The sequence below is a fragment of the Duganella sp. Root1480D1 genome (assembly GCF_001427305.1).
Taxonomy (GTDB): Bacteria; Pseudomonadota; Gammaproteobacteria; order Burkholderiales; family Burkholderiaceae_D; genus Rugamonas.
Window position 1 is genome coordinate 1 of record NZ_LMFZ01000013.1, and the last position, 20,472, is coordinate 20,472.

Annotated in this window: 22 protein-coding genes and 1 pseudogene; 11 read left to right on the forward strand and 12 right to left on the reverse strand. The window is 59.8% G+C overall.

Translation table 11 applies throughout. From position 1 onward, the window contains the following. Positions 1–96: 96 nt before the first annotated feature. From ASD58_RS31270 to ASD58_RS15770, 9 genes and pseudogenes are all read right to left on the reverse strand, one after another. Positions 97–189 (reverse strand): annotated as a pseudogene (locus tag ASD58_RS31270) (glutathione S-transferase family protein); the annotation flags it as partial. 390 nt (positions 190–579) lie between these two features. Next, positions 580–1,395: an ATP-grasp domain-containing protein gene (locus tag ASD58_RS15735; protein ID WP_057262124.1), complete on the reverse strand. Its 816-nt coding sequence runs from the start codon at positions 1,393–1,395 to the stop codon at positions 580–582. 164 nt (positions 1,396–1,559) lie between these two features. Continuing rightward, positions 1,560–1,955: a DUF1761 domain-containing protein gene (locus tag ASD58_RS15740; protein WP_082565441.1), complete on the reverse strand. Its 396-nt coding sequence runs from the start codon at positions 1,953–1,955 to the stop codon at positions 1,560–1,562. 553 nt (positions 1,956–2,508) lie between these two features. Then, positions 2,509–2,949: a glutaredoxin family protein gene (locus ASD58_RS15745; protein ID WP_229209999.1), complete on the reverse strand. Its 441-nt coding sequence runs from the start codon at positions 2,947–2,949 to the stop codon at positions 2,509–2,511. 225 nt (positions 2,950–3,174) lie between these two features. Next, the gene (locus ASD58_RS15750) at positions 3,175–3,507 is read right to left on the reverse strand and encodes a hypothetical protein (RefSeq protein ID WP_057262127.1); all 333 of its coding nucleotides are present in this window, start codon (positions 3,505–3,507) and stop codon (positions 3,175–3,177) included. A 76-nt stretch (positions 3,508–3,583) separates the two neighbouring features. Next, complete coding sequence (gene phbB / locus ASD58_RS15755; RefSeq protein ID WP_057262128.1) at positions 3,584–4,324, reverse strand: acetoacetyl-CoA reductase; 741 nt, start codon at positions 4,322–4,324, stop codon at positions 3,584–3,586. Positions 4,325–4,357: 33 nt separating this feature from the next. Then, a complete protein-coding gene (locus ASD58_RS15760; protein WP_057262129.1) occupies positions 4,358–5,536 on the reverse strand; it encodes an acetyl-CoA C-acetyltransferase in 1,179 nt (392 codons plus the stop codon). A 75-nt stretch (positions 5,537–5,611) separates the two neighbouring features. After that, on the reverse strand, positions 5,612–5,884 hold the full coding sequence (locus tag ASD58_RS15765) for a hypothetical protein (RefSeq protein ID WP_162253023.1): 273 nt from the start codon (positions 5,882–5,884) through the stop codon (positions 5,612–5,614). Between the two features lie 126 nt (positions 5,885–6,010). After that, complete coding sequence (locus tag ASD58_RS15770; RefSeq protein ID WP_057262131.1) at positions 6,011–6,919, reverse strand: LysR family transcriptional regulator; 909 nt, start codon at positions 6,917–6,919, stop codon at positions 6,011–6,013. Between the two features lie 101 nt (positions 6,920–7,020). On the opposite strand from ASD58_RS15770, the gene metE reads away from it, so the two are divergent. Continuing rightward, positions 7,021–9,351: a 5-methyltetrahydropteroyltriglutamate--homocysteine S-methyltransferase gene (metE, locus tag ASD58_RS15775; RefSeq protein ID WP_057262132.1), complete on the forward strand. Its 2,331-nt coding sequence runs from the start codon at positions 7,021–7,023 to the stop codon at positions 9,349–9,351. Here the strand turns inward: metE and ASD58_RS15780 are convergent. Further along, positions 9,348–9,833 carry a GNAT family N-acetyltransferase gene (locus tag ASD58_RS15780; RefSeq protein ID WP_057262133.1) on the reverse strand — a complete coding sequence of 162 codons (486 nt, stop codon included), beginning with the start codon at positions 9,831–9,833 and terminating at the stop codon, positions 9,348–9,350. The genes metE and ASD58_RS15780 overlap by 4 nt on opposite strands. Before the next feature lie 10 nt (positions 9,834–9,843). Further along, positions 9,844–10,221 (reverse strand): hypothetical protein, encoded by a 378-nt coding sequence (locus ASD58_RS15785; protein ID WP_229210000.1) that lies wholly within the window; start codon positions 10,219–10,221, stop codon positions 9,844–9,846. A 287-nt stretch (positions 10,222–10,508) separates the two neighbouring features. On the opposite strand from ASD58_RS15785, the gene minC reads away from it, so the two are divergent. From minC to minE, 3 genes are read left to right on the forward strand one after another with little or no spacing between them, the layout of a single operon-like run. Continuing rightward, entirely contained in the window at positions 10,509–11,270 is a 762-nt protein-coding gene (gene minC / locus ASD58_RS15790; protein WP_057262135.1) for a septum site-determining protein MinC, read from the forward strand. Between the two features lie 21 nt (positions 11,271–11,291). Further along, on the forward strand, positions 11,292–12,107 hold the full coding sequence (gene minD, locus ASD58_RS15795) for a septum site-determining protein MinD (RefSeq protein WP_057262136.1): 816 nt from the start codon (positions 11,292–11,294) through the stop codon (positions 12,105–12,107). Beyond that, the gene (gene minE / locus ASD58_RS15800; protein ID WP_055927094.1) at positions 12,107–12,358 is read left to right on the forward strand and encodes a cell division topological specificity factor MinE; all 252 of its coding nucleotides are present in this window, start codon (positions 12,107–12,109) and stop codon (positions 12,356–12,358) included. The genes minD and minE overlap by 1 nt, the downstream gene beginning before the upstream one ends. Before the next feature lie 63 nt (positions 12,359–12,421). Here minE and ASD58_RS15805 read toward each other — a convergent pair whose 3' ends face one another. Further along, entirely contained in the window at positions 12,422–12,916 is a 495-nt protein-coding gene (locus tag ASD58_RS15805) for a hypothetical protein (protein WP_057262137.1), read from the reverse strand. 206 nt (positions 12,917–13,122) lie between these two features. On the opposite strand from ASD58_RS15805, the gene ASD58_RS15810 reads away from it, so the two are divergent. The 7 genes from ASD58_RS15810 (at position 13,123) to ASD58_RS15840 (ending at position 20,470) form a co-directional block, all read left to right on the forward strand. After that, positions 13,123–13,812, forward strand: coding sequence for a response regulator transcription factor (locus ASD58_RS15810; RefSeq protein WP_057262138.1), 690 nt, complete (start codon positions 13,123–13,125; stop codon positions 13,810–13,812). 54 nt (positions 13,813–13,866) lie between these two features. Continuing rightward, positions 13,867–15,141, forward strand: coding sequence for a glutamyl-tRNA reductase (hemA, locus tag ASD58_RS15815; RefSeq protein ID WP_057262139.1), 1,275 nt, complete (start codon positions 13,867–13,869; stop codon positions 15,139–15,141). A gap of 85 nt (positions 15,142–15,226) precedes the next feature. After that, positions 15,227–16,303, forward strand: coding sequence for a peptide chain release factor 1 (gene prfA, locus ASD58_RS15820; RefSeq protein ID WP_057262140.1), 1,077 nt, complete (start codon positions 15,227–15,229; stop codon positions 16,301–16,303). A gap of 152 nt (positions 16,304–16,455) precedes the next feature. Further along, positions 16,456–16,929, forward strand: coding sequence for a disulfide bond formation protein B (locus tag ASD58_RS15825; protein WP_082565442.1), 474 nt, complete (start codon positions 16,456–16,458; stop codon positions 16,927–16,929). Further along, complete coding sequence (prmC, locus tag ASD58_RS15830) at positions 16,926–17,756, forward strand: peptide chain release factor N(5)-glutamine methyltransferase (protein ID WP_057262141.1); 831 nt, start codon at positions 16,926–16,928, stop codon at positions 17,754–17,756. Before ASD58_RS15825 ends, prmC begins: the two co-directional genes overlap by 4 nt. A 110-nt stretch (positions 17,757–17,866) precedes the next feature. Further along, on the forward strand, positions 17,867–19,459 hold the full coding sequence (gshA, locus tag ASD58_RS15835) for a glutamate--cysteine ligase (protein ID WP_057262142.1): 1,593 nt from the start codon (positions 17,867–17,869) through the stop codon (positions 19,457–19,459). Between the two features lie 3 nt (positions 19,460–19,462). Beyond that, positions 19,463–20,470 (forward strand): histone deacetylase family protein, encoded by a 1,008-nt coding sequence (locus tag ASD58_RS15840; protein ID WP_057262143.1) that lies wholly within the window; start codon positions 19,463–19,465, stop codon positions 20,468–20,470. The last annotated feature ends 2 nt before the right edge of the window (positions 20,471–20,472 follow it).

The following is a 20,472-nucleotide window of genomic DNA, read 5'->3' on the forward strand; positions in this document are numbered from 1 at the left end:
TGTGGCCTGGATGGGATCAAGCCCGCGAATGCGCTGCCTTGGCCTTCGCACCATGCCGGCTACGCGCCAACGGAATTTGAATTATTCAGACCGGACTACTTCCTCAAACGCCCAGCGAACGCGCGTATCGCGAGCCAGCCCCATGCCGCCATCGGGCGAACGTTCAAATGCGGTAATGGTATGAGTCATCGTGATCTCCTGTTGTAGATGGTAGCTCCGTCAGCAATGACGACGAATGACTAACGGCCAAATCGACAAACCAAGTTTGTCCATAGAGCAAAATTTTGGGCGCTATCTCTGCTTTGGCTTGGTCGTTTGCTTGCGGACTGATTGGATTTCTCTCGTCAATTCATCTTCCTGGAAATCCTCTATAAGACGAGTACAGTTCGGCCAGTGAGGTTCTAGGGCACAGGCAGCTCGCTTGTTGCGCAAAACTCCCGCAGCAAAGCTTCTTGCCAGTACATGAGCCGATTCTCGACCCGCGCCTGACCTCTCACTGTCGTAACAAACTTGCCGAAGCGCTCCGCACCAACAAAACGCTCAAATTCAGACCAAAAACAAGGGCCGTGCGACCTGGGGTTAGTCAACCACTTGGGCCAGGATCTGCTGCCAAAGCGCCTGAGGTGGGGTGCCGGCATAGCCTGATTCCTGCGCATCATTGCACTCAATTACGATCCAGCGGCCATCGGCGGTTTTTGCGAAGTCCACGACGAGGAACGGAACCGCTAGACGATCTGCGGCCTGCTTTGCGACAGCCAAGCCTGCCTCGACATCGGCACATTGATATGGCGGAAGCTGATACCAGTACCGGCCCCAGCCAACACACTTGCCGTGCCACCAGAACGATCGAAATTCAACCGATGGATTGACCTTACCCGGGACGCTGCCAGCCACCGGCATCAATGGAACAAATTCGCGAATGACAGGTTTCTGCCAGTGGAGAATTGGATCGTTGCGATACTTCTCTGAGGCCAATGCATAGTGCTCCCGGCTTTGAATGATCGATAAGTCAGGGTTGTGCTTGCTGGTCTGCCTTGAGCCTTTCATGAAGATTGGCCACTGGAAGCTGCTCTCGATTTCTTCTACACGAGGCAATTCGTCAAAGATCTGTGTTCGTGGTGTGAGCCCTTCGAGGTAGGGGTACCAGTGTTCGAGTTCACTGGCACGCGAGTGCTCTTCTGGCGAGTTCACGAGGCGCAATCCCATTTCCAACTTTTCCTTGAATTCGGCTGGATAATCCTTGATGGGACCAACCCTCAGAATACATGGGAACTCGCCCTCGATCTGGTAGGGGTGATCGCATGCAAAGTGCAAATCGAAGTTGAAGTCGTATGCGGATACGCCAACCACATCGCTGACAACGAAAAGCTTTCTCTCAATCCGAGCAACGTTCATGAGCGTAATGCCTAAGCAGTTTTAATTTTTGCAAACGCACCAGAATTTCCACCACGGCTTCGCGGCTGGGGTGAACTTTGGCAGAAAGACCTTTGCTGCACACGGTGGATTAGCTCATCGAGCTGAGGGTTTAGCGCTATATTTATTTCCGTTGCGGGCTCGGCCTAGTGCCACAGGCCGAGGATCAGCCCGAACACCAGGAATTGCGCCGTGTGGTAGCCGCCATCGATCAGCAGCAGCTTGAAGCTGCGCTGGGCGAACTGGTAGTTGATGCCGAAGCAGGCTGCCACCATGCCGAAGCCGGCCAGTAAGGCGTGCTTGATTGCGTATTCCAGCGACGGCGCCGGTCCGACCCAGCGGGCAAAAGCGAAGGCCGCCAGCAGGGAGAAGACGAAAGCCACGCCGAAGACCTTGGCGGGATGGCCATCATGCTTGACGCCTCCGTTTTCGTCATTCCAGATCTTGCCGAACAGGGCCTGCGAGTACCACAGCCCGCCCAACATGAAGCTCGAAACGGCCGCCAGCAGGACGGCCCAGTAGTTCATCGTCCAGAATTGCATCGTTGTCCCCCAATGAATTATTGTTGAGAGAGAACGATATGTGAGCTGGGTAGCAAGCGTCAATCACTTGTTACCTGGAGCGCGTCAAACGAGATAGTTCTACATCGGATGGGCAGGCCGTGCATCAGGTCCAGATGCCTGTTGAAAGTCATGTATAAGACGCATACATGACTTGTCGAGTATTAAATTAACTCAATCTGAAAACCGGGCCGTAAAAAGGATTAATCGTCGTACATCGGACGGCACGATCCTGGGTTGCAGCATTCTTCCTGACAACCGCAGGCGTCCTCGCACGCTTCTCGCGCAGCCTCACACTGTTCGGCCGGTTTGCCGAGGTGCATGCAATTATTATAGTTAGCAGAGCAGTAATACATGCAACTTGCGAGAGCCGGTCCGGCAGTTACGCCGAGTCCGATGGCGAAAAGAAATGTAGCGAGCTTCTTGTTCATAGCGTCTCCTAAAATCGAATGGCTGGTCATACCCAAGGCGGGCCATCCCCCGCGCCTGGGCCACATACTCAAGTATGTCCGGGCGTCGCAAACCGACTGCGAGGTCAGCGCGAAATTGGATGTCCTGCTACTTCGAGAGCATCACGCAGGGCTGTCGAGTTGAACCCATCAATGCGACGGGTGCCGACCAGAATAACGGGAACGGCAACCGAACCAAGTTTCGCAAAATCGCTCTTGGCCTTTTCGTTCTTTGTGATATCCATGTCGGCATATTGAATTTTGTGTTCGCGCAAATAAGCCCGCGTTTTTGCGCAATATGGGCATGTCGGCGTACCGTACACGATGACGTTGGTGGCAACGCCCGCGTAATAAGCGCTGTAGTCCCCTTCGCTGTAGGCAGGCTTCAACTTCTGGTACACGCGTGGAGCTCCCCACCCGATCGCTAAACCAGCAGCAAGAATTGCGCCGTAACTAGCCGCCAGTTTCAGATATTTTGAAAGTGCCAAAAAAAAACCTCCAAAAAGAAATATTGAAAGAATACTCACATCTGCTTTCTTTATTGTCAATTTAATTCGACCGACCAACTCAATAAGATTTATCTTTTTAGACCGCACGCAACAATTGTGATAATCGGTGTATTTTTATCTCGAAATACATATCTCATTCTTTCAAACATTGCGGCCATTTTATTTTTAGGGAAAGACAAACCCAAAAATACTCAACATAAATGGCAGCTCGGAATTAATGGGCTATCAAGCCTCAGCCGTCAATTACTTGCAGTGTTCCGAAAGCATCTCACCCATCTTGCCGCTGGCGGCTTGACGGTCATCGGCCCAGGTCAGGGCGGATTCGGTGCCGCCTGCTTCTTCGCGGCGCAGGAAGCTGACGTAGGTCGAGCCTTTTTTGCCGAAAACGTGCATCAGGCGCACTTCACAACTGCGGCCGCCAGCAGCAGCCATGGCCGTGCTCAACACGTCGACCTTGGTCACGTGGCCGATATGCGCCACCAGCGGTGCGCGCTGGTTCATGATGTCGAGCAGCTTGTCCTGCGGGATGTCGCGGCTGCAGGCCGCCAGCAGCAGCAAGGGCAGCAGTTTCTTCATAGGGCCTCCAAAGAACAAACGCCTACCGGCACGAGGGCCGGTAGGCGTTTGGGTGTTGCGTTGCTCTTTACTGCGATCAGGACATGTGCTGGCCGCCGTTAATGGCGATGTTGGCACCGGTCAGGAACGCTGCTTCGTCGGAAGCCAGGTAGGCCACCAGGCCTGCCACTTCTTCCGGCTTGCCCAGGCGGGCCATCGGGATTTGCGGGATGATCTTCGAATCCAGCACGTCTTTCGGGATCTCCATCACCATCTTGGTGCCGATATAGCCTGGCGAAATGGTGTTGACGGTCACGCCCTTGCGCGCCACTTCCAGCGCCAGCGCCTTGGTGAAGCCGTGCACGCCGGCCTTGGCCGCCGAGTAGTTAGTCTGGCCGAAAGCGCCCTTCTGGCCGTTCACCGAGGAGATGTTGATGACGCGGCCCCAACCACGGTCCACCATGCCATCCGTTACCGGCTTGGTCATGTTGAACACGGAGTCCAGGTTGGTCTTCATCACGGCATCCCAATTGACCTTGTCCATTTTCTTGAAGGTCATGTCGCGCGTGATACCGGCGTTATTCACCAGCACGTCAACCGGGCCGATTTCGCGCTCGATCGCTGCGATGCAGGTTGCCGCCGAATCATAGTCCGACACATCGCAAGGGTAGGCGCTGAAGTTATAGCCCTGGTCCTTCATCGTGGCCAGCCACGACTCATGCGTCTTATTGCTCGGGGAATACGTGGTTACCACTTTGTAGCCCAGTGCGACCATCTTGATGCAGATCGCTTCGCCCAGACCACCCATGCCGCCCGTTACTAATGCAACTCGTGCCATTTAATGTTCCCCTATTTTTATCTAAACGAAAGCTCATTCCCTCTCAACTGCCAGTGCTACGCCCATGCCGCCGCCGATGCACAGCGAGGCCAGGCCCTTCTTAGCGTCACGGCGAACCATTTCATGCAGCAGGGTCACCAGGATGCGGGCGCCGGAAGCGCCGATCGGGTGGCCGATCGCAATCGCGCCGCCGTTGACGTTGATCTTGCTGGTGTCCCAGCCCATTTCCTTGTTCACGGCGCAGGCTTGCGCGGCAAACGCTTCATTGATTTCCATCAGGTCCAGGTCCTGTGGCGACCAGCCGGCCTTTTTCAGGCACAGTTGCGAGGCGGTGACCGGGCCCATGCCCATGTAGGCAGGATCCAGGCCGGACGAGGCGTAGGCCTTGATGCGCGCCAGCGGCGTCAGGCCCAGTTCCTTGGCCTGCTTGGCGGACATCATGACCACGGCTGCCGCGCCATCATTGATGCCGGAAGCATTGCCGGCGGTGACAGTGCCTGCCTTGTCGAAGGCTGGACGCAGGCCGGACAGCGCTTCCAGCGTCGAGCCTGGCTTCACGTATTCGTCCTGGTCGAAGAAGATGCTGCCTTTCTTCTGCACGATTTCCAGCGGCAGGATTTCGTCCTTGAACTTGCCGGCCTTTTGCGCGGCTTCCGCTTTCAGCTGCGACTGCAGCGCGAATTCATCCTGCTGGCTGCGCGAGATATCGTATTTCTTGGCGACGTTCTCGGCGGTGATGCCCATGTGGTACTGGTTGTACACATCCCACAGGCCGTCCACGATCATGGTGTCGGTCATCTTGACGTCTCCCATGCGGAAGCCGTCGCGCGAGCCGTTCAACACGTGTGGCGAGGCACTCATGTTTTCCTGGCCGCCGGCGATGATGATGTTGGCGTCGCCGCACTTGATCGCTTGCGCCGCCAGGTGGGTTGCCTTCAGGCCGCTGCCGCAGACCTTGTTGATGGTGTAGCCCGGAATGGCGCTTGGCAGGCCGGACTTGATCACGGCTTGGCGTGCCGGGTTCTGGCCGACGCCAGCGGTCAGTACCTGGCCCATGATGACTTCGCTGACCAGGTTAGGGTCGATGCCGGTCTGGGCCAACAGGCCCTTGATGACATGGGCGCCCAGCTCTGCTGCCGGGGTCTTGGCCAAGGAACCGCCGAACTTGCCTACTGCGGTACGGCCTGCTGCAACAATTACTACATCATCCATTCTGCTTCTCCGGGAGTGGTATGAAAATCTTTCAATGCATTCTAGCTAAGTGCCATGCCGGCGGCCAGCTATGGCCTACCGGAACAGTGGCTTATTTAAAGCCACTTCAGTTGCCTCGCGTCCATATGCTTGCGCACGGTCAATAGCGTGCTTGCCCTGGTCGGTTGCCACCTGCAGCAGGTCTTGTGGATGCTGGATGGCCAGGAACTCGTTGGAGGCTGCGGTCATGGCAGCAAGAGAAGCCAAGGCGGTATCGCGATGCCAGTCACAAATGCTGGCGAAGCTGGCAAGTTGCGCGTCAAAAGCCGCTTGTGCGGCGCGGGAAAATTCGTCGTTGAACGCGTACATGCCCATGCTCCTTCAGTTGATCGATGGCTGAGATACCGCAAGACTTCTCATGTTAGTGCGCGATTCCTGACAAACGTTTGATAAACATCAAGGCTGCTTTCATTTTGCATAAAACCCTTGGCGATGTCACGACAATAACTTGATACCGTCCAGCGTAGCGGCGCATTGCTCGCGTATCACATTGACGAAGTCGGCCACGAAAGCCTTGTGCTGCAAGGCTGGCGGCACGGAGACAAACAGGTCGCTCCACAAACCCGTCTCGCCGATGGGGCGAGCGATGACGTAGTCGTAGTCCACATAATTCTTGATCGCCCAATTCGGCAGTGCCGCCACACCGCGCCGGCTTGCAACCAGTTGCAGAATGGCGACCGTGAGTTCAGCGGTGCGGCGCTGGAATTCGATGCCGGCCGGGCGCAGCACTTCGCGGATCAGGTCGATGCGCGTTTCAGGCACCGGGTAGGTAATCAGGGTCTCGCCTTGAAAATCCTGGGCCGACAGGCGGCGCTGTGCGGCGAGGCGATGCTTTTGCGCCATCACGGTCAGGATCTCGAAGCGGAACAGCGGGAACGTGGAGTACTCGGCACTGTAATCGGAACCGATCACCAGGTCGGCGTGTCCATTGCACAGCAGTTCTGCCGGTTCGCTGTGGAAGCCGGAGACCAGGTCGATTTCCACTTCCGGCCAACGGGTGCGGAAGGCATCCATCACGGGCATCAGCCAATCGAAACATGTATGGCATTCAAGCGCCACGCGCAACTGGCCGGTGTCGCCTTGCGACAGGCGCAGCACGTCGCGCTCTGCCCGCTCGACTTCAGGCAGCAAGGTATCGGCCAGTTTCAGCAGTCGCTCACCAGTGGCCGTAAAGCCGATTGGTATCGATTTACGCTCAAACAGCGGCGTACCGTAGCGATCTTCCAGCAACTTGATTTGATGCGACAAAGCCGACTGCGTCAGGTTCAGCAGTTGGGCTGCCTTGACCAGGCTACCGGAGGAGCGGAGCGCAGACAGCGTGCGCAGGTGACGAATCTCGAGCATGTATGAAAAGTTTTCAAGTTAATGCATAAAAAGTTTCGTTTTTATTATATGCCGTCATGCCGCAAACTGTACTTCACCAATATTTCTTAAGCATGACAAAAATGAAACTCGTACAAACCCACGTCCCTGGCTTTCCACGCATCGGTGCCCAACGCGAGCTGAAGTTCGCTTTGGAGCGCTTCTGGCGCGGCGAGCTGCCCGAAACAGTGCTGCAAGAAACCGCGAGCAATCTCCGTGCCCGGCACTGGGCAACCCAGCGCCAGCATGGCCTGGATTTCGTGACGGCCGGCGACTTCGCCTTGTACGACCATGTGGCAAACCATATCCAGCTATTCGGTTGCGAACCGGCACGCTTTGGCTTCACGGACAGCGACGCGCCGCTAGCGCGCTACTTCGCCATGGCGCGCGGCGACAGTGCACAGGACGCGTGCGGCTGTGGCCACAATGGTGCGGCGCTGGAGATGACCAAATGGTTCGACACCAACTACCACTACCTGGTGCCGGAGTTCAACGCGACCACCGCGTTCGAGCTGCATAGCCAGCGCTTGCTGGATGAAGTGGCCGAGGCGCGCGCCGCCGGGCACCCAGTCAAGGCAGTCCTGCTCGGTCCCCTGACTTTCCTTTGGCTCGGCAAGGAGCGCGACGCGGCCGCCGGCTTCAATCGCCTCGACCTGCTCGACCGCCTGCTGCCGCAATACAGCCGGCTCCTGATGCAATTGCGCGCCGCCGGCGCCGACTGGGTGCAACTTGACGAGCCTATCCTGGGACTCGACTTGCCGAACGCCTGGCGCAATGCTTTCGAACCGGCTTACTGGCTGCTCAACCAGGCCGGCGCGCAACTGATCGTTGCCACTTATTTCTCGCCACTGGAAGAAAACGTCAGCCTGGCCTGCCGTTTGCCAGTTGCCGGCCTGCATGTGGATGCCGTGCGCGCGGCAAGTGAACTGACCAGCGTTGCAGACTGGCTGCCCGCGCATAAGGTGCTGTCGATCGGCATCGTCGATGGCCGCAACATCTGGCGTACCGACGTCGACGCCGCGCTGGCGACGCTGTTGCCGGTGCTCGCCAAGCGCAGCGGCCCGGTCTGGCTGTCCACTTCCTGCTCCTTGCTGCACGTGCCATACAGCCTGGCTGGCGAACCGTCACTGGACGAGGAGGTACGGCCGTGGCTGGCCTTCGCGGAAGAAAAGCTGGGCGAACTGGCCTTGCTCAAAGCCGCCTTGTCTGCCGATGAAAGAGTATCGGGCCAGGTGGCGCGGGGCTTTGCCGAAGCGCGCGCAGCGCTGGCCAGCCGCCGTTCCAGCGGCCGTGTCCATAAGGCCGAAGTCGCGGCGCGGATCGCCGCATTCGCTGCCGATGCGTCGAGCTCGCGTCGCAATTCGCCATTCGCAAAACGCCAGCAGTTGCAGCGCGAACGCCTGGCGTTGCCAGCGTTCCCGACCACGACCATCGGCTCCTTCCCGCAGACGCCGCAAATCCGCGCTGCACGCGCAGCCTTCAAGCGCGGTGAGCTGGCCGAGCAGGAATACCAGCAAGCGATGCGCGAGGAGATCGAACACGCCATCCGCCGACAGGAAGAACTTGGCCTGGATGTGCTGGTGCATGGCGAAGCCGAGCGTAACGACATGGTCGAATATTTCGGCGAGCAACTCGACGGCTTCACCTTCACCAGCAACGCTTGGGTGCAGTCCTACGGTTCCCGCTGCGTCAAGCCGCCAATCATTTACGGTGACGTACAGCGCCCGCAAGCAATGACTGTGCAATGGGCCGGGTATGCGCAAGGCCTGACCGCCAAGCCGGTGAAAGGCATGCTGACCGGTCCGGTCACGATCCTGCAATGGTCTTTCGTGCGCGACGACCAGCCGCGCGCCGATACCGCGCAGCAAATCGCCGCCGCCATCCGCGATGAAGTGCATGATCTTGAGGCCGCCGGCATCGCCATCATCCAGATCGATGAACCGGCTTTGCGTGAAGGCCTGCCACTGCGCCGCAGCCGTTGGGATGCCTATCTCGCCTGGGCAAGTAAGGCCTTCCGCATCAGCGCCGCGGTCGCCGGCGATGCTACGCAGATCCACACCCATATGTGCTACGCCGAGTTCAACGACATCCTGCCGGCGATTGCAGCCCTGGATGCCGACGTGATCACGATCGAATCGAGCCGCTCCGCGATGGAGCTGCTGGGAGGTTTCGCCAGCTTCCGCTACCCGAACGAGATTGGCCCCGGCGTGTACGACATCCACTCACCGCGTGTGCCCGGCAGCGAGGAAATGGCTGACCTGCTGCGCAAAGCCGCCCGCGTCGTACCGCCGGCACAGCTCTGGGTCAACCCCGACTGCGGCCTGAAAACCCGCGCCTGGCCAGAGACCGCCGCTGCCCTGCAAAACATGGTCGCCGCCGCGAAAAAACTTCGCGCAGAAGTGTCACTTAACTAATCCAGAAGCAGAGTCCAGCGCACGACGCTGTCCCCTTCCGCGTCGACGAAGGTTTCACCCTCGGTGAAGCCAACGCGTGAAACGACTTTGGACGAGGCAAGGTTGGCAGGAAGGATTTCCGCCACAACCCGCGACACCGAGCGATCCGTTGCCGCCAGCTGCACCAGCTGGCTGACGGCAGCGGTCGCAACCCCGCGGCCTCGTGCTGACTTGGCGACACCATATGCGATCTCAACCTCGCCATGTGATGGTGTGCCTTTGAATGTGCATCCACCAAGGACAGTACCTTCGGCTTCAGCAACGACCAGGAAAGGCACGCACCAGAATGCAGCCATGCCTTCCTCCACTTGCCTCAAGGCGCGTGCCGCAACGTGTGGCGGCGGCAAGGCGCCTTCTGATGCGCCGGCAAAATGGCCTGCTGGTTTTCCTGCCGCCAAGCCACGCAGCTCCTCGATCGACAACTGCACCAGCGTGATATGCATGGCTGGTGTTTCAGCCACGGTTGATAGCGCGTCCGTGCGCGGTGCCCAGCATGACGACCACGACGCTGAGGATGGCCAGACCGGAGATGCGGGCTGGCGACGAATCTCCGATCGAGAATGCAAAGCCGACCAGCACTGAGATGGCCGCCAGGACCGCACCGTAGCGTATCTCCGACCTACGCACGATACGGGCGCAGATGAATCCGCCCAGGTACGAGCACACTGTACCGAAGATGGTTGCCGTGAGCGTAAACGGATTGCTGAGCGCTCTATCGCTCATCAATGCCACCACTTGCTCATTACTCATGCCTTGATTCGCCCAGACCACCGCGAAGACAATGCTCAGCAAGAAACTCGTCGCCATGGTTCCGCCGATATCGGTCAGCAATCCCAGGACTATCGCCTTGACGGGAGACCCCCGCTTCTTGCGGAGCGTCCTTGCTTTCGGAACTTGGGGGGCGTATGGAGAATTGGTCATCTTGGTCCGCTGGGAGTTATTTATTTTGCAAATTCTATCGTTTGCATCCGGAGCGGCGCAAGCCATGGGATCTTGATCCATTTGTGAAACATTTGGGCTCGCAAGCCGCATAAACACTGGAGCTCACCTTCCCCAAGCAAGCTTAAGCAAAGTACAATGCACCCAGCCTGGGCCATGCCCGTTACTTTAGATTTGTTATGCCGAAGAGCACGTTCCAAAAGCCTATCGAAATCAAGATTTCCACCGTCGTCGCCGTGTCCGCCATCATGTACACGAGCGATTTGGTCGCCCTCGACGCCGCCATGCATGAGATGACTGGCGGCGTTTCCGACTTCTTCGAAGGCGACCTGGCCGTCATCGACGTCGGCGACCTGGCGCCAGGCTGCGAACGGATCGACTGGGCGGCAACCATCGCCCTCCTGAAAAAATACCGCCTGAACCCGGTGGCTGTGCGCAACGCCAAGCCGGACATGGTGGAAGAAATCCAGCAACACGGACTGCAACTGGACAGCGGCAAGCGCGAAGAAGCGCCGGTCGCCGCCAAGCCTGCGCCAGCTCCGGCCCCCGCGCCGGCCCCGGTTCCTGCCCCAGTGGCGGCGCCGGCGGCACCAGCTTTCAGCGGTACCATGATCATCGACACCCCGGTCCGGGCTGGCCAGCGCATCTATGCGCGCGGCGGCGACCTGATCGTGATGGCCGTCGTCAACAACGGCGCCGAGATCATCGCGGATGGCAGTATCCACGTTTACAACACTTTGAATGGCCGTGCCCTGGCGGGCGCCTCCGGCGACGCTTCGGCCCGTATTTTCGCTATGTCGATGAGCCCGGAACTGGTCTCGATCGCAGGTGTTTATCGTACTTTTGAAGATGGTTTCCCGACCGAAAACGCACGCAAACCGGTACAAATCCGGCTGAACGGCGAGAGTCTGGATATACAATCTGTCAATTCCGCAAAATAACAGTTCAGTAAAGGATTCTTTGTGGCACGAATTATTGTAGTTACGTCCGGCAAGGGCGGTGTCGGCAAAACGACTTCCAGCGCCAGCTTCTCCACCGGCCTCGCCATGCGCGGCCACAAAACCGTCGTCATCGATTTTGACGTCGGCCTGCGCAACCTGGACCTGATCATGGGTTGCGAACGACGCGTTGTGTATGACCTGATCAACGTGGTGCATAAAGAAGCAACCCTGAACCAGGCCCTGATCAAGGACAAACACTGCGAGAACCTGTACATCCTGCCGGCCTCCCAGACCCGCGACAAGGATGCGCTGACCGAAGACGGCGTGGAAGCCGTGCTTGCTGAGCTGATCAAGATGGACTTCGAGTACATCATCTGCGACTCGCCTGCCGGTATCGAACACGGCGCCCTGATGGCGCTGACCTTCGCCGACGAAGCCCTGATCGTGACCAACCCGGAAGTATCGTCGGTACGTGACTCGGACCGCATCCTGGGCATCATCCAGGCCAAGTCGCGCCGCGCGCTGTCCGGCGGCGAACCAGTCAAGGAACACCTGTTGATCACCCGTTACTCGCCGAAGCGCGTAGAAGCGGGTGAGATGCTGTCATTTGAAGACGTGCAAGAGATCCTGCGCATTCCTTTGATCGGCATCATCCCTGAGTCGGAGCAAGTGCTGCATGCTTCCAACCAGGGTAACCCGGCAATCCACTTCAAGGGAACCGATGTGGCCGAAGCCTACACCGACGTGGTGGCGCGCTTCCTGGGCGAAGAAGTTGAGCTGAAGTTTACCGACTATGAAAAGCCTGGTTTCCTGAAGCGTATCTTTGGAGCTAAATAATGGCCCTGCTTTCATTCCTGTTCCAGAACAAGCCGAAAACGGCCAGTGCGGCGAAGGAGCGCTTGCAGATCATCATTGCGCGCGAGCGCAATGGCCGCGCAGGTCCGGATTTCATGCCGGCGCTGCACAAAGAGCTGGTTGACGTGATTTCGAAGTACACAAAGGTGTCGGCGGACGATATCAAGATTTCGCTGGATCGCCAGGGTAATCTGGAAGTTCTCGACGTTAACGTGGTTCTGCCGGATGCTTAAAACCGGTAAACCGGTGTCAGACCCTCAGGGTCTGACACCAACACGCGGCAGACATCGACCTGTTTAGCGGGTCTGGCCCGCCACCAGCACCTGCCGAGCCACCTTGGCACAAGCCTCAACGTGCTGGTAGCCAATCTGCCGAAACGCAAAGAAACCAATAGTAGCTGACGCAATTTGACCGGCAATAGGCACCAGTTTGCCCGCCTGTTTCGCTGCAATCTTGCCGGCGCTGCGCTTCAACACCGTCGCGACCAGCTCGCGCGTGACTACTTTCCCCACCAGCATCCCGCCCAGGCTGATGACAGCCTCGTAAGCAATCAGCTTCAATTTCGGCTGCATGCGGTCGATCTGGGCCGGCGACAAACCGAATTCATGGTTCACGTCATCGATCAACTGGGTGAACAGGCGCAGGTCCGACACCACGTCGATGCCGGGGATCGGCACTGCCGCCACCCCGGCTGAAACGGCGGCGCGGCGCCGCACGAGGCGCCGGCAACGCTCGCGCACCGCATCGATATCAGCCTCGGTGGAGGGCAATACAGTCCAGTCATTTTTCATGTTTTCGCTCCCCAATCGACTTGCAAATAAAACCTGATCCATTGTGCTAGCCGCCCAAGCAGTGTACCGTGTGATGGGAAGACAGCTTCGCACGACAACAAGCGAAATAGTGCCACATAGCAATCTTTGATCAAATTGGTAACTATTTCTTGTAAATCTCTGTTATATTCGTGTGACTGCTTCTTAACATTTTGCTGTAAAGAACCATGAGAATCGTTGTCCTTGATGCTGACCGAAGCCAGGCGGACCTGATCTGCCAGGTCCTGACTTCTGCTGGTCATGCCTGCCATGGCTACCAGACGGCCAAGGACTTGCTGGCCAATATGCGCAAGGACAGCGTCGACATGCTGATTCTTGACTGGCAGGTTACCGATATGGATCCTGCCGAGGTCATTCGCAAGGCCCGCGAAAAGCTGCCTGAAAACGGCCCTGTGATGTTCCTGACCAGCAGTTCCGGCGAAGACGATATCGTGGCCGGCCTGTCAGTCGGTGCCGAAGACTACCTGGTGAAACCCTTGCGCCGTGCCGAATTGGTGGCGCGCGTCCAGGCGCAACTGCGCCTGGCCTACCCGAGCCAGAACGGCGCCGAGCAGTTGCAGTTCGGCCAATACGTCTTCGAAACCCGTCCCGGCCGCTTGCTGATGGACGGGCAAGTGCTGGACGTCACCCACAAAGAGTTCTACCTGGCTCTGCTGTTTTTCCGCAACATTGGGCGCCCGCTGTCGCGCGCCTACATCCATGAGGCAGTCTGGATCCGCGAAACCGAAGTCCCGTCGCGGACAATGGATACCCACGTTTCCCGCGTCCGCAATAAATTGCAGTTGAAACCGGAAAATGGCTTCCGCCTGGTGCCGGTGTACAGCTACGGTTACCGGCTGGAAAAGCTGGGCTCCTGAGAGCGAAACCGGCTCAAGGTATAATGGCGTCTGGAATCTTCCGTCTGGACCAAGATGCAACTTCTCGCCGTTGGCCTCAACCACACCACTGCACCCGTCGCGCTGCGCGAACGGCTGGCGTTCGCGCCTGAGCAGCTTGGTACGGCGGTGGCTGCCGCGCGCAACTGGTTTGCCTGCGCGGATTCGAAAGGCGGCGACGAGGCAGCGATCCTGTCCACCTGCAATCGCACCGAGCTGTACGCGGCCAGCAATGCCGCCAACCCGCTCGACGCCGGCGCCCAGTTCCTGGCCGATTTCCACAAACTGAACTACTCCGAGCTGCGCCCGCACCTGTACATGCTGCCGCAGCACGATGCGGTGCGCCATACCTTCCGCGTCGCCTCCGGCCTGGATTCGATGGTGCTGGGCGAAACCCAGATCCTGGGCCAGATCAAGGACGCCATCCGCACCGCCGATGAAGCCGGCGGCCTGGGCACCTACCTGCACCAGCTTTTCCAGCGCAGCTTCTCGGTTGCCAAGGAAGTGCGCAGCACCACCGAGATCGGCGCGCACAGCGTGTCGATGGCGGCGGCCGCCGTGCGCCTGTCGCAGCGCATTTTCGACAAGATCTCCGAACAGAATGTGCTGTTCATCGGCGCCGGTGAAATGATCGAATTGTGCGCCACCCACTTCGCGGCGCAGAACCCGAAATCGATCACGGTAGCCAACCGCACCATGGAGCGCGGCGAAGCACTGGCGCATCGTTTCAACGGCAAGGCCATGCGCCTGGCCGAACTGGGCAACCAGCTGCAGCAATACGATATCGTCATTTCCTGCACCGCTTCTTCGCTGCCGCTGATCGGGCTGGGCATGGTGGAACGCGCCATCAAGGCGCGCCGCCACAAGCCGATGTTCATGGTCGACCTGGCCGTGCCGCGCGATATCGAGCCCGAAGTGGGCCGCCTGAACGACGTCTTCCTGTACACCGTTGACGACCTGGGCAAGGTGGTGCAGACCGGCATGGAGAACCGCCAGGCTGCCGTGGCGCAGGCCGAAGCGATTATCGAAACCCGTGTGCAGTCCTTCATGCACTGGATCGACGACCGCGCCGTAGTGCCCGTGATCCAGGGTCTGCAGGAAAACAGCGAAGTGATTCGCCTGCTGGAACTGGAGCGCGCACGCAAGCTGCTGGCCAAGGGCGAGTCGGTCGACGCGGTGCTGGAGGCGCTGTCCAAAGGCCTGACCGCAAAGTTCATGCACGGTCCGCAGCAGGCGCTGCACCGCGCCCAGGGCGACGAGCGCGCCCAACTGGCCGAGCTGCTGCCACAATTGTTCCGCGGCCGCCGTTAGCGGCGCCTCCCGCTGCCTGCCGCATGCGCGGCCCCTCCCCCGTTTTTTCCGCGCCGCCTGGCGCCTCCTTCCGCATAGGACCCGAATGAAACCATCAATGCTGGCCAAGCTGGACCAACTGGCGAACCGCCTGGTCGAACTGGACGAACTGCTGATGTCCGAAGGCGCCACGTCGAATATGGACAGCTACCGCAAGATGACGCGCGAGCACAGCGAGCTGCAGCCGCTGGTGGCGCTGTACAAGGATTACCTGCAAGTGCTGGGCGATATCGACGATGCGCAGGCGATGCTGTCCGATCCGGACATGAAGGAATTCGCGCAAGAAGAAATCGAAGCCGGCAAGGCGCGCCTGGGCGGGCTGGAGCTCGACTTGCAGAAAATGCTGCTGCCGAAGGATGAAAACGACGAGCGCAACATCTTCCTCGAAATCCGCGCCGGTACCGGCGGCGATGAATCCGCGCTGTTTGCGGGCGACCTGCTGCGCATGTACACGCGCTTTGCCGAACGTTCGCGCTGGCAGGTGGAGATCGTGTCGGCCTCCGAGAGCGATCTTGGCGGCTACCGCGAGGTGATCGCGCGCATCATCGGCAACGGCGCCTACTCCAAGCTGAAGTTCGAATCGGGCGGCCACCGCGTGCAGCGCGTGCCTGCCACCGAAACGCAGGGCCGCATCCACACCTCGGCCTGCACCGTAGCGGTCATGCCGGAGGCGGATGAAGTGGAAGACGTGCATATCAACCCGGCCGACCTGCGCATCGACACCTACCGCGCCTCCGGCGCCGGCGGGCAGCACATCAACAAGACCGATTCGGCGGTGCGTATCACCCACCTCCCCTCGGGCATCGTGGTGGAATGCCAGGACGACCGCTCACAGCACAAGAACAAGGCCTCCGCGATGAAGGTGCTGGCGGCGCGCATCAAGGACGTGCAACTGCGCGAGCAGCAATCGAAGGAAGCGGCGACCCGCAAGAGCCTGATCGGCTCCGGCGACCGCAGCGAGCGCATCCGCACCTACAACTTCCCGCAAGGCCGCATGACCGACCACCGCATCAACCTCACGCTGTACAAGCTGGACATGATCATGGATGGCGACCTGAGCGAACTGACCACCGCCCTGACCACCGAACACCAGGCCGAGCAACTGGCCGCCCTCGGCGACTAAGATGGAAGTCGGGGTCAGCTCCGGCTTCTCGAGAAGCTTTGCGCTTCGCGCAGCGCAAAATGTCCGATTGCCGGAGCTGACCCCGACTTAGTTTAAGGTAGCCTTCAGCGCTTTGTGCGAGAATTGGGCGGATTTTCAACCCTGATAACTTGATGACGATGAGCAACCGTAACGTACTGCTGGCGATCGCCTTTGTGAGTTTTGGCATGATCGGCGCGGCAATGTATCTGCAGCACGTCCTGTTCCTGATGCCTTGCCCGCTGTGCGTGATCCAGCGCTACCTGTTCATCGCGATCGGTTTGGCGGCCTTGATCGGCGCCTTTACCTCCAAGCCGAAAATTGCGGCCGGTGTGGGCCTGCTGGCCGCACTGGGCGGCATGGGCGTGGCGATCAAGCAGCTGTGGATCCTGGCGCACCCTGGCCTGTCCTGCGGCATCGATCCAATGGAAACGATGCTGAACAAGATCCCGACCTCCGAATACCTGCCATGGCTGTTCTACGCAGAAGGCCTGTGCCAGGACGCGAATGAGAAATTCCTTGGCCTGGTAATCCCAATGTGGTCGTGCATCTGGTTTGGCGCCCTGGCCATCGTCTCTGCGTGGCTGGTGCTGCGCAAGCGCGCATGAAAGACCAGGTCTCGGCCGGGATCACGCTTGGCGCCTTGCAGCGCAAGCCTCTGCTCGATCCGGTCGACCAGCGCATCCTGATTTGCCACGCGCTGGGCATCAGCCGCACGGCCTTGATTACCCAGTCCGACCGCGTGCTGAGCGCGCAGGAAGCGGCGCGCGTGGCGGCCCTGCTGCAGCGCCGCCATGATGGCGAGCCTGTGGCCTATATCGTCGGCCAGCGCGAATTCTTCGGCCTCGACTTTGAAACCACGCCGGCAGTGTTGATCCCGCGTCCCGATACGGAACTGCTGGTGGAATTGGCACTGGTGCGCCTGCCGCCGCGCGGCAGGATGCTCGACATGGGTACCGGCAGCGGCGCCATTGCCGTCGCCGTCGCCCACAGCCGTCCGGATGCCAGCGTCACGGCGCTGGATGTGAGCCAGGAAGCACTGGCCGTGGCCAGCCGCAACGCGCAGCGCAATAAGGCCGCAGTGCGCTTCCTGCATAGCGACTGGTACGGCGCGGTGGAAAGCGAACAGTTCGACCTGATCGTCTCCAACCCTCCCTACATCGCCGATGGCGACCGCCACCTGTCGGAAGGCGACTTGCGCTTCGAGCCAAGCGGCGCGCTGACCGATTTTGCGGATGGCCTGAGCGCCCTGCGTACCATCATTTCCGGGGCACCGGCCAAACTGGCGCCGGGCAGCTGGCTGCTGATGGAACATGGGTATGACCAGTCAGCCGCCGTTCGCGAGCTTTTGTTATCGTCCGGTTACACTGATGTGCAAAGCTGGCAAGATTTGGCTGGCATCGAACGGGTCAGCGGCGGCCGTCGCCCCGGGTAAAATACGGCAACATGCGGCTTCCGGGCCGTTTTTGGGGGCCATCGCACGCGCTTTTCGGTTTTCGGTTAATCTCGCACCAATTTGATTTGCTGCATCGGAAAGGAAGCAAATTGTCCAATCTATTGACTCGCCGCCTGGCTTTGTTGGCCAATGATCAGCACCGTGCGGTGCTGGGCGGCGGCCTGCGCGGCATTGAGCGAGAAACCTTGCGTGTTCAAGCGGATGGCCACCTGGCGCAGACGCCCCATCCCCTGCCCCTGGGCTCAGCCCTGACGCACCCGCACATCACCACCGATTACGCCGAGACCCTGCTGGAGTTCATCACGCCGGCGGAACATGACATCAAGACCACGCTGGAAAAGCTGGATGCGATCCATCGCTTCAGCTACACCAAATTGGGCAATGAGCTGATCTGGAGCCAGTCCATGCCGTGCGAACTGCCGGCCGAAGAGGACATCGAGATCGCGTGGTATGGCAAGTCCAACCTGGGCATGCTGAAGCACGTGTACCGGCGCGGCCTGGCCCTGCGCTACGGCAAAGCCATGCAGTGCATCGCGGGCATCCACTACAACTATTCGCTGGACGAGCGCATGTGGCGCATCCTGGCCGAAAACGAAGGCGCGACCAATGTCACGCCAAAGGCCTACCAGTCGGAAGCCTACCTGGCGACCATCCGCAATTTCCGCCGCTATAGCTGGCTGCTGATGTACCTGTTCGGCGCTTCGCCGGCCCTGGCCGAGGGCTTCCTGCGCGGCCGGCCGCACAAGCTGGAAAAGCTGTCCGGCGATACGCTGTACCTGCCGTATGCAACCAGCCTGCGTATGAGCGACCTGGGTTACCAGAATGAGGCGCAATCCGGCCTTCATCCGCATGAAAACAGCCTGGATTCCTATGTGGCCACGCTGACCAAGGCGGTCAACCAGCCTTACGAACCGTATGCGAAGATCGGCACCAAGGTCAATGGCGAGTGGGTCCAGCTATCGACCAACGTGATCCAGATCGAGAACGAGTACTACTCGACGATCCGCCCGAAACGCGTGATCAATACCGGCGAACGCCCGATCCAGGCGCTGTGCAACCGCGGCGTGCAATACATCGAAGTTCGCTGCATGGACGTGGATCCGTTCGAACCGGTCGGCATCAACGTGCAGACCGGACGCTTCCTCGACGTGTTCCTGCTGTTCACGGCGCTGGAAGAAAGCCCGCTGATCACCCCGGAGCACGGCGAACTGCTGGCACGCAATTTCGCGCGCACGGTGAAGGAAGGCCGCCGTCCTGGCCTGACCCTGACCCGCGCCGGCGAGGAAGTCACGCTCAAGCAGTGGGGCCTGGACTTGCTGGAGCGCTTCAAGCCAGTGGCGGAACTGCTGGACCGCGAGCATGGCGGCCGCGAACACATGGCCGCGCTGGAAGCGCAGGCTGCCAAGCTGCACGATCCCGAGCTCACGCCTTCGGCGCGCGTGCTGCAGGCGCTGCGCGAGAATGGCAAATCGTTCACCGCGTTCGGCCTGCACCAGAGCGAGAAGCATGCGGCTTACTTCCGCAGCCATCCGCCCAGCGCGGAAGACGTGGCACGCTTCACGGAAATGGCACGCGTCTCCATCGCCGAGCAGGAAGAACTGGAGCGCACCCAGACCGGCAGCTTCGACGATTACGTCAAAGCCTACCGCGCCAGCAACCTGTGCCCGAACCATTGCACCTGACCCTTGCTCACCTTCTTTAACGAACAGCACGCGCAGCAGTTCGGCGGCACGGACCATCGGGTCAAGGCCGTGCAAGCCGAATTGGGCCGCCGCGGGCTGGGCGAAATCGTTACCCCGCAAAGCGTGCCATTGACTGCGCTGGAACGCACCCACAGCCCGCGCTACCTGGCCTTCCTGCGCAACGCGTGGAGCGAAGCGCAGGCGCAGAAGGAATTTGCCGGCTGGCCGGTGGTCAGCCCCAGGCAGCTTGCGATACGCACCATGCGCACCGACATCGAACCGGAGGATTTCCTGGCCCGCCTGGGCCTGTATTCGATGGATACCGTCACCGGCATTGGCGCCGGCACCTGGAGCGCAGCAAAAGGCGGTGCCGATTGCGCGGTGAATGCGGCGCATGCCTTGCGGGTAGGCGAGCGCGGCAGCTTTGTGCTGTCGCAGCCGCAAGGCCACCATGCGGGTGCGGATTTTTGCGGCGGCTACTGCTACCTGAATAATGCGGCGCTGGCTGCCCAGCACCTGCGCGATGACGGAATGGCCAAGGTGGCGATCCTCGACCTCGACTACCAGCACGGCAACGGGGCGCAGGGCATTTTCTACGAACGGGCCGACGTGCTTTGCCTGTCGATCCATGCCGATCCGCGTCAAACATTCCCGTTCTACTGCGGCCATGCCGACGAAACCGGCGCCGGTGCGGGACAGGGCTACAACGTCAACCTGCCACTGGCAAAGGGTGCCAATGCGCAGGCCTGGTTTGCTGCGCTGGAGACGGCGTGCGTGCGCTTGTCGATGTACCGGCCGGAGGCGCTGATTGTGGCCTTGGGCGGCAATATCTTCCATGGCGAGCAGCATGGCGGCTTTGGCCTGGCGCCCGCCGACTTCCTGCGCCTGGGCGAGCGCCTGGCCTGGCTCGGCATCCCGACCACGTTCCAGCTCGAAGGCGGCACCCCGTTGCGCGAGCTGGGCACCAATATCGTCAACGTGCTGGAAGGCTTCGACTGCGCGATGGTCTAGGC

Bases quoted from the DNA above. Each gene is read 5' to 3' on its own strand.
- ASD58_RS15765 (WP_162253023.1), bottom strand. From the start codon at position 5,884: ATGTACGCGTTCAACGACGAATTTTCCCGCGCCGCACAAGCGGCTTTT.
- hemA (WP_057262139.1), top strand. From the start codon at position 13,867: ATGCAACTTCTCGCCGTTGGCCTCAACCACACCACTGCACCCGTCGCG.
- ASD58_RS15770 (WP_057262131.1), bottom strand. From the start codon at position 6,919: ATGCTCGAGATTCGTCACCTGCGCACGCTGTCTGCGCTCCGCTCCTCC.
- ASD58_RS15825 (WP_082565442.1), top strand. From the start codon at position 16,456: ATGACGATGAGCAACCGTAACGTACTGCTGGCGATCGCCTTTGTGAGT.
- ASD58_RS15810 (WP_057262138.1), top strand. From the start codon at position 13,123: ATGAGAATCGTTGTCCTTGATGCTGACCGAAGCCAGGCGGACCTGATC.
- minC (WP_057262135.1), top strand. From the start codon at position 10,509: ATGCCGAAGAGCACGTTCCAAAAGCCTATCGAAATCAAGATTTCCACC.
- ASD58_RS15780 (WP_057262133.1), bottom strand. From the start codon at position 9,833: ATGCATATCACGCTGGTGCAGTTGTCGATCGAGGAGCTGCGTGGCTTG.
- prfA (WP_057262140.1), top strand. From the start codon at position 15,227: ATGAAACCATCAATGCTGGCCAAGCTGGACCAACTGGCGAACCGCCTG.
- phbB (WP_057262128.1), bottom strand. From the start codon at position 4,324: ATGGCACGAGTTGCATTAGTAACGGGCGGCATGGGTGGTCTGGGCGAA.
- ASD58_RS15740 (WP_082565441.1), bottom strand. From the start codon at position 1,955: ATGCAATTCTGGACGATGAACTACTGGGCCGTCCTGCTGGCGGCCGTT.
- ASD58_RS15760 (WP_057262129.1), bottom strand. From the start codon at position 5,536: ATGGATGATGTAGTAATTGTTGCAGCAGGCCGTACCGCAGTAGGCAAG.
- ASD58_RS15735 (WP_057262124.1), bottom strand. From the start codon at position 1,395: ATGAACGTTGCTCGGATTGAGAGAAAGCTTTTCGTTGTCAGCGATGTG.
- metE (WP_057262132.1), top strand. From the start codon at position 7,021: ATGAAACTCGTACAAACCCACGTCCCTGGCTTTCCACGCATCGGTGCC.
- ASD58_RS15805 (WP_057262137.1), bottom strand. From the start codon at position 12,916: ATGAAAAATGACTGGACTGTATTGCCCTCCACCGAGGCTGATATCGAT.
- ASD58_RS15750 (WP_057262127.1), bottom strand. From the start codon at position 3,507: ATGAAGAAACTGCTGCCCTTGCTGCTGCTGGCGGCCTGCAGCCGCGAC.
- prmC (WP_057262141.1), top strand. From the start codon at position 16,926: ATGAAAGACCAGGTCTCGGCCGGGATCACGCTTGGCGCCTTGCAGCGC.
- minE (WP_055927094.1), top strand. From the start codon at position 12,107: ATGGCCCTGCTTTCATTCCTGTTCCAGAACAAGCCGAAAACGGCCAGT.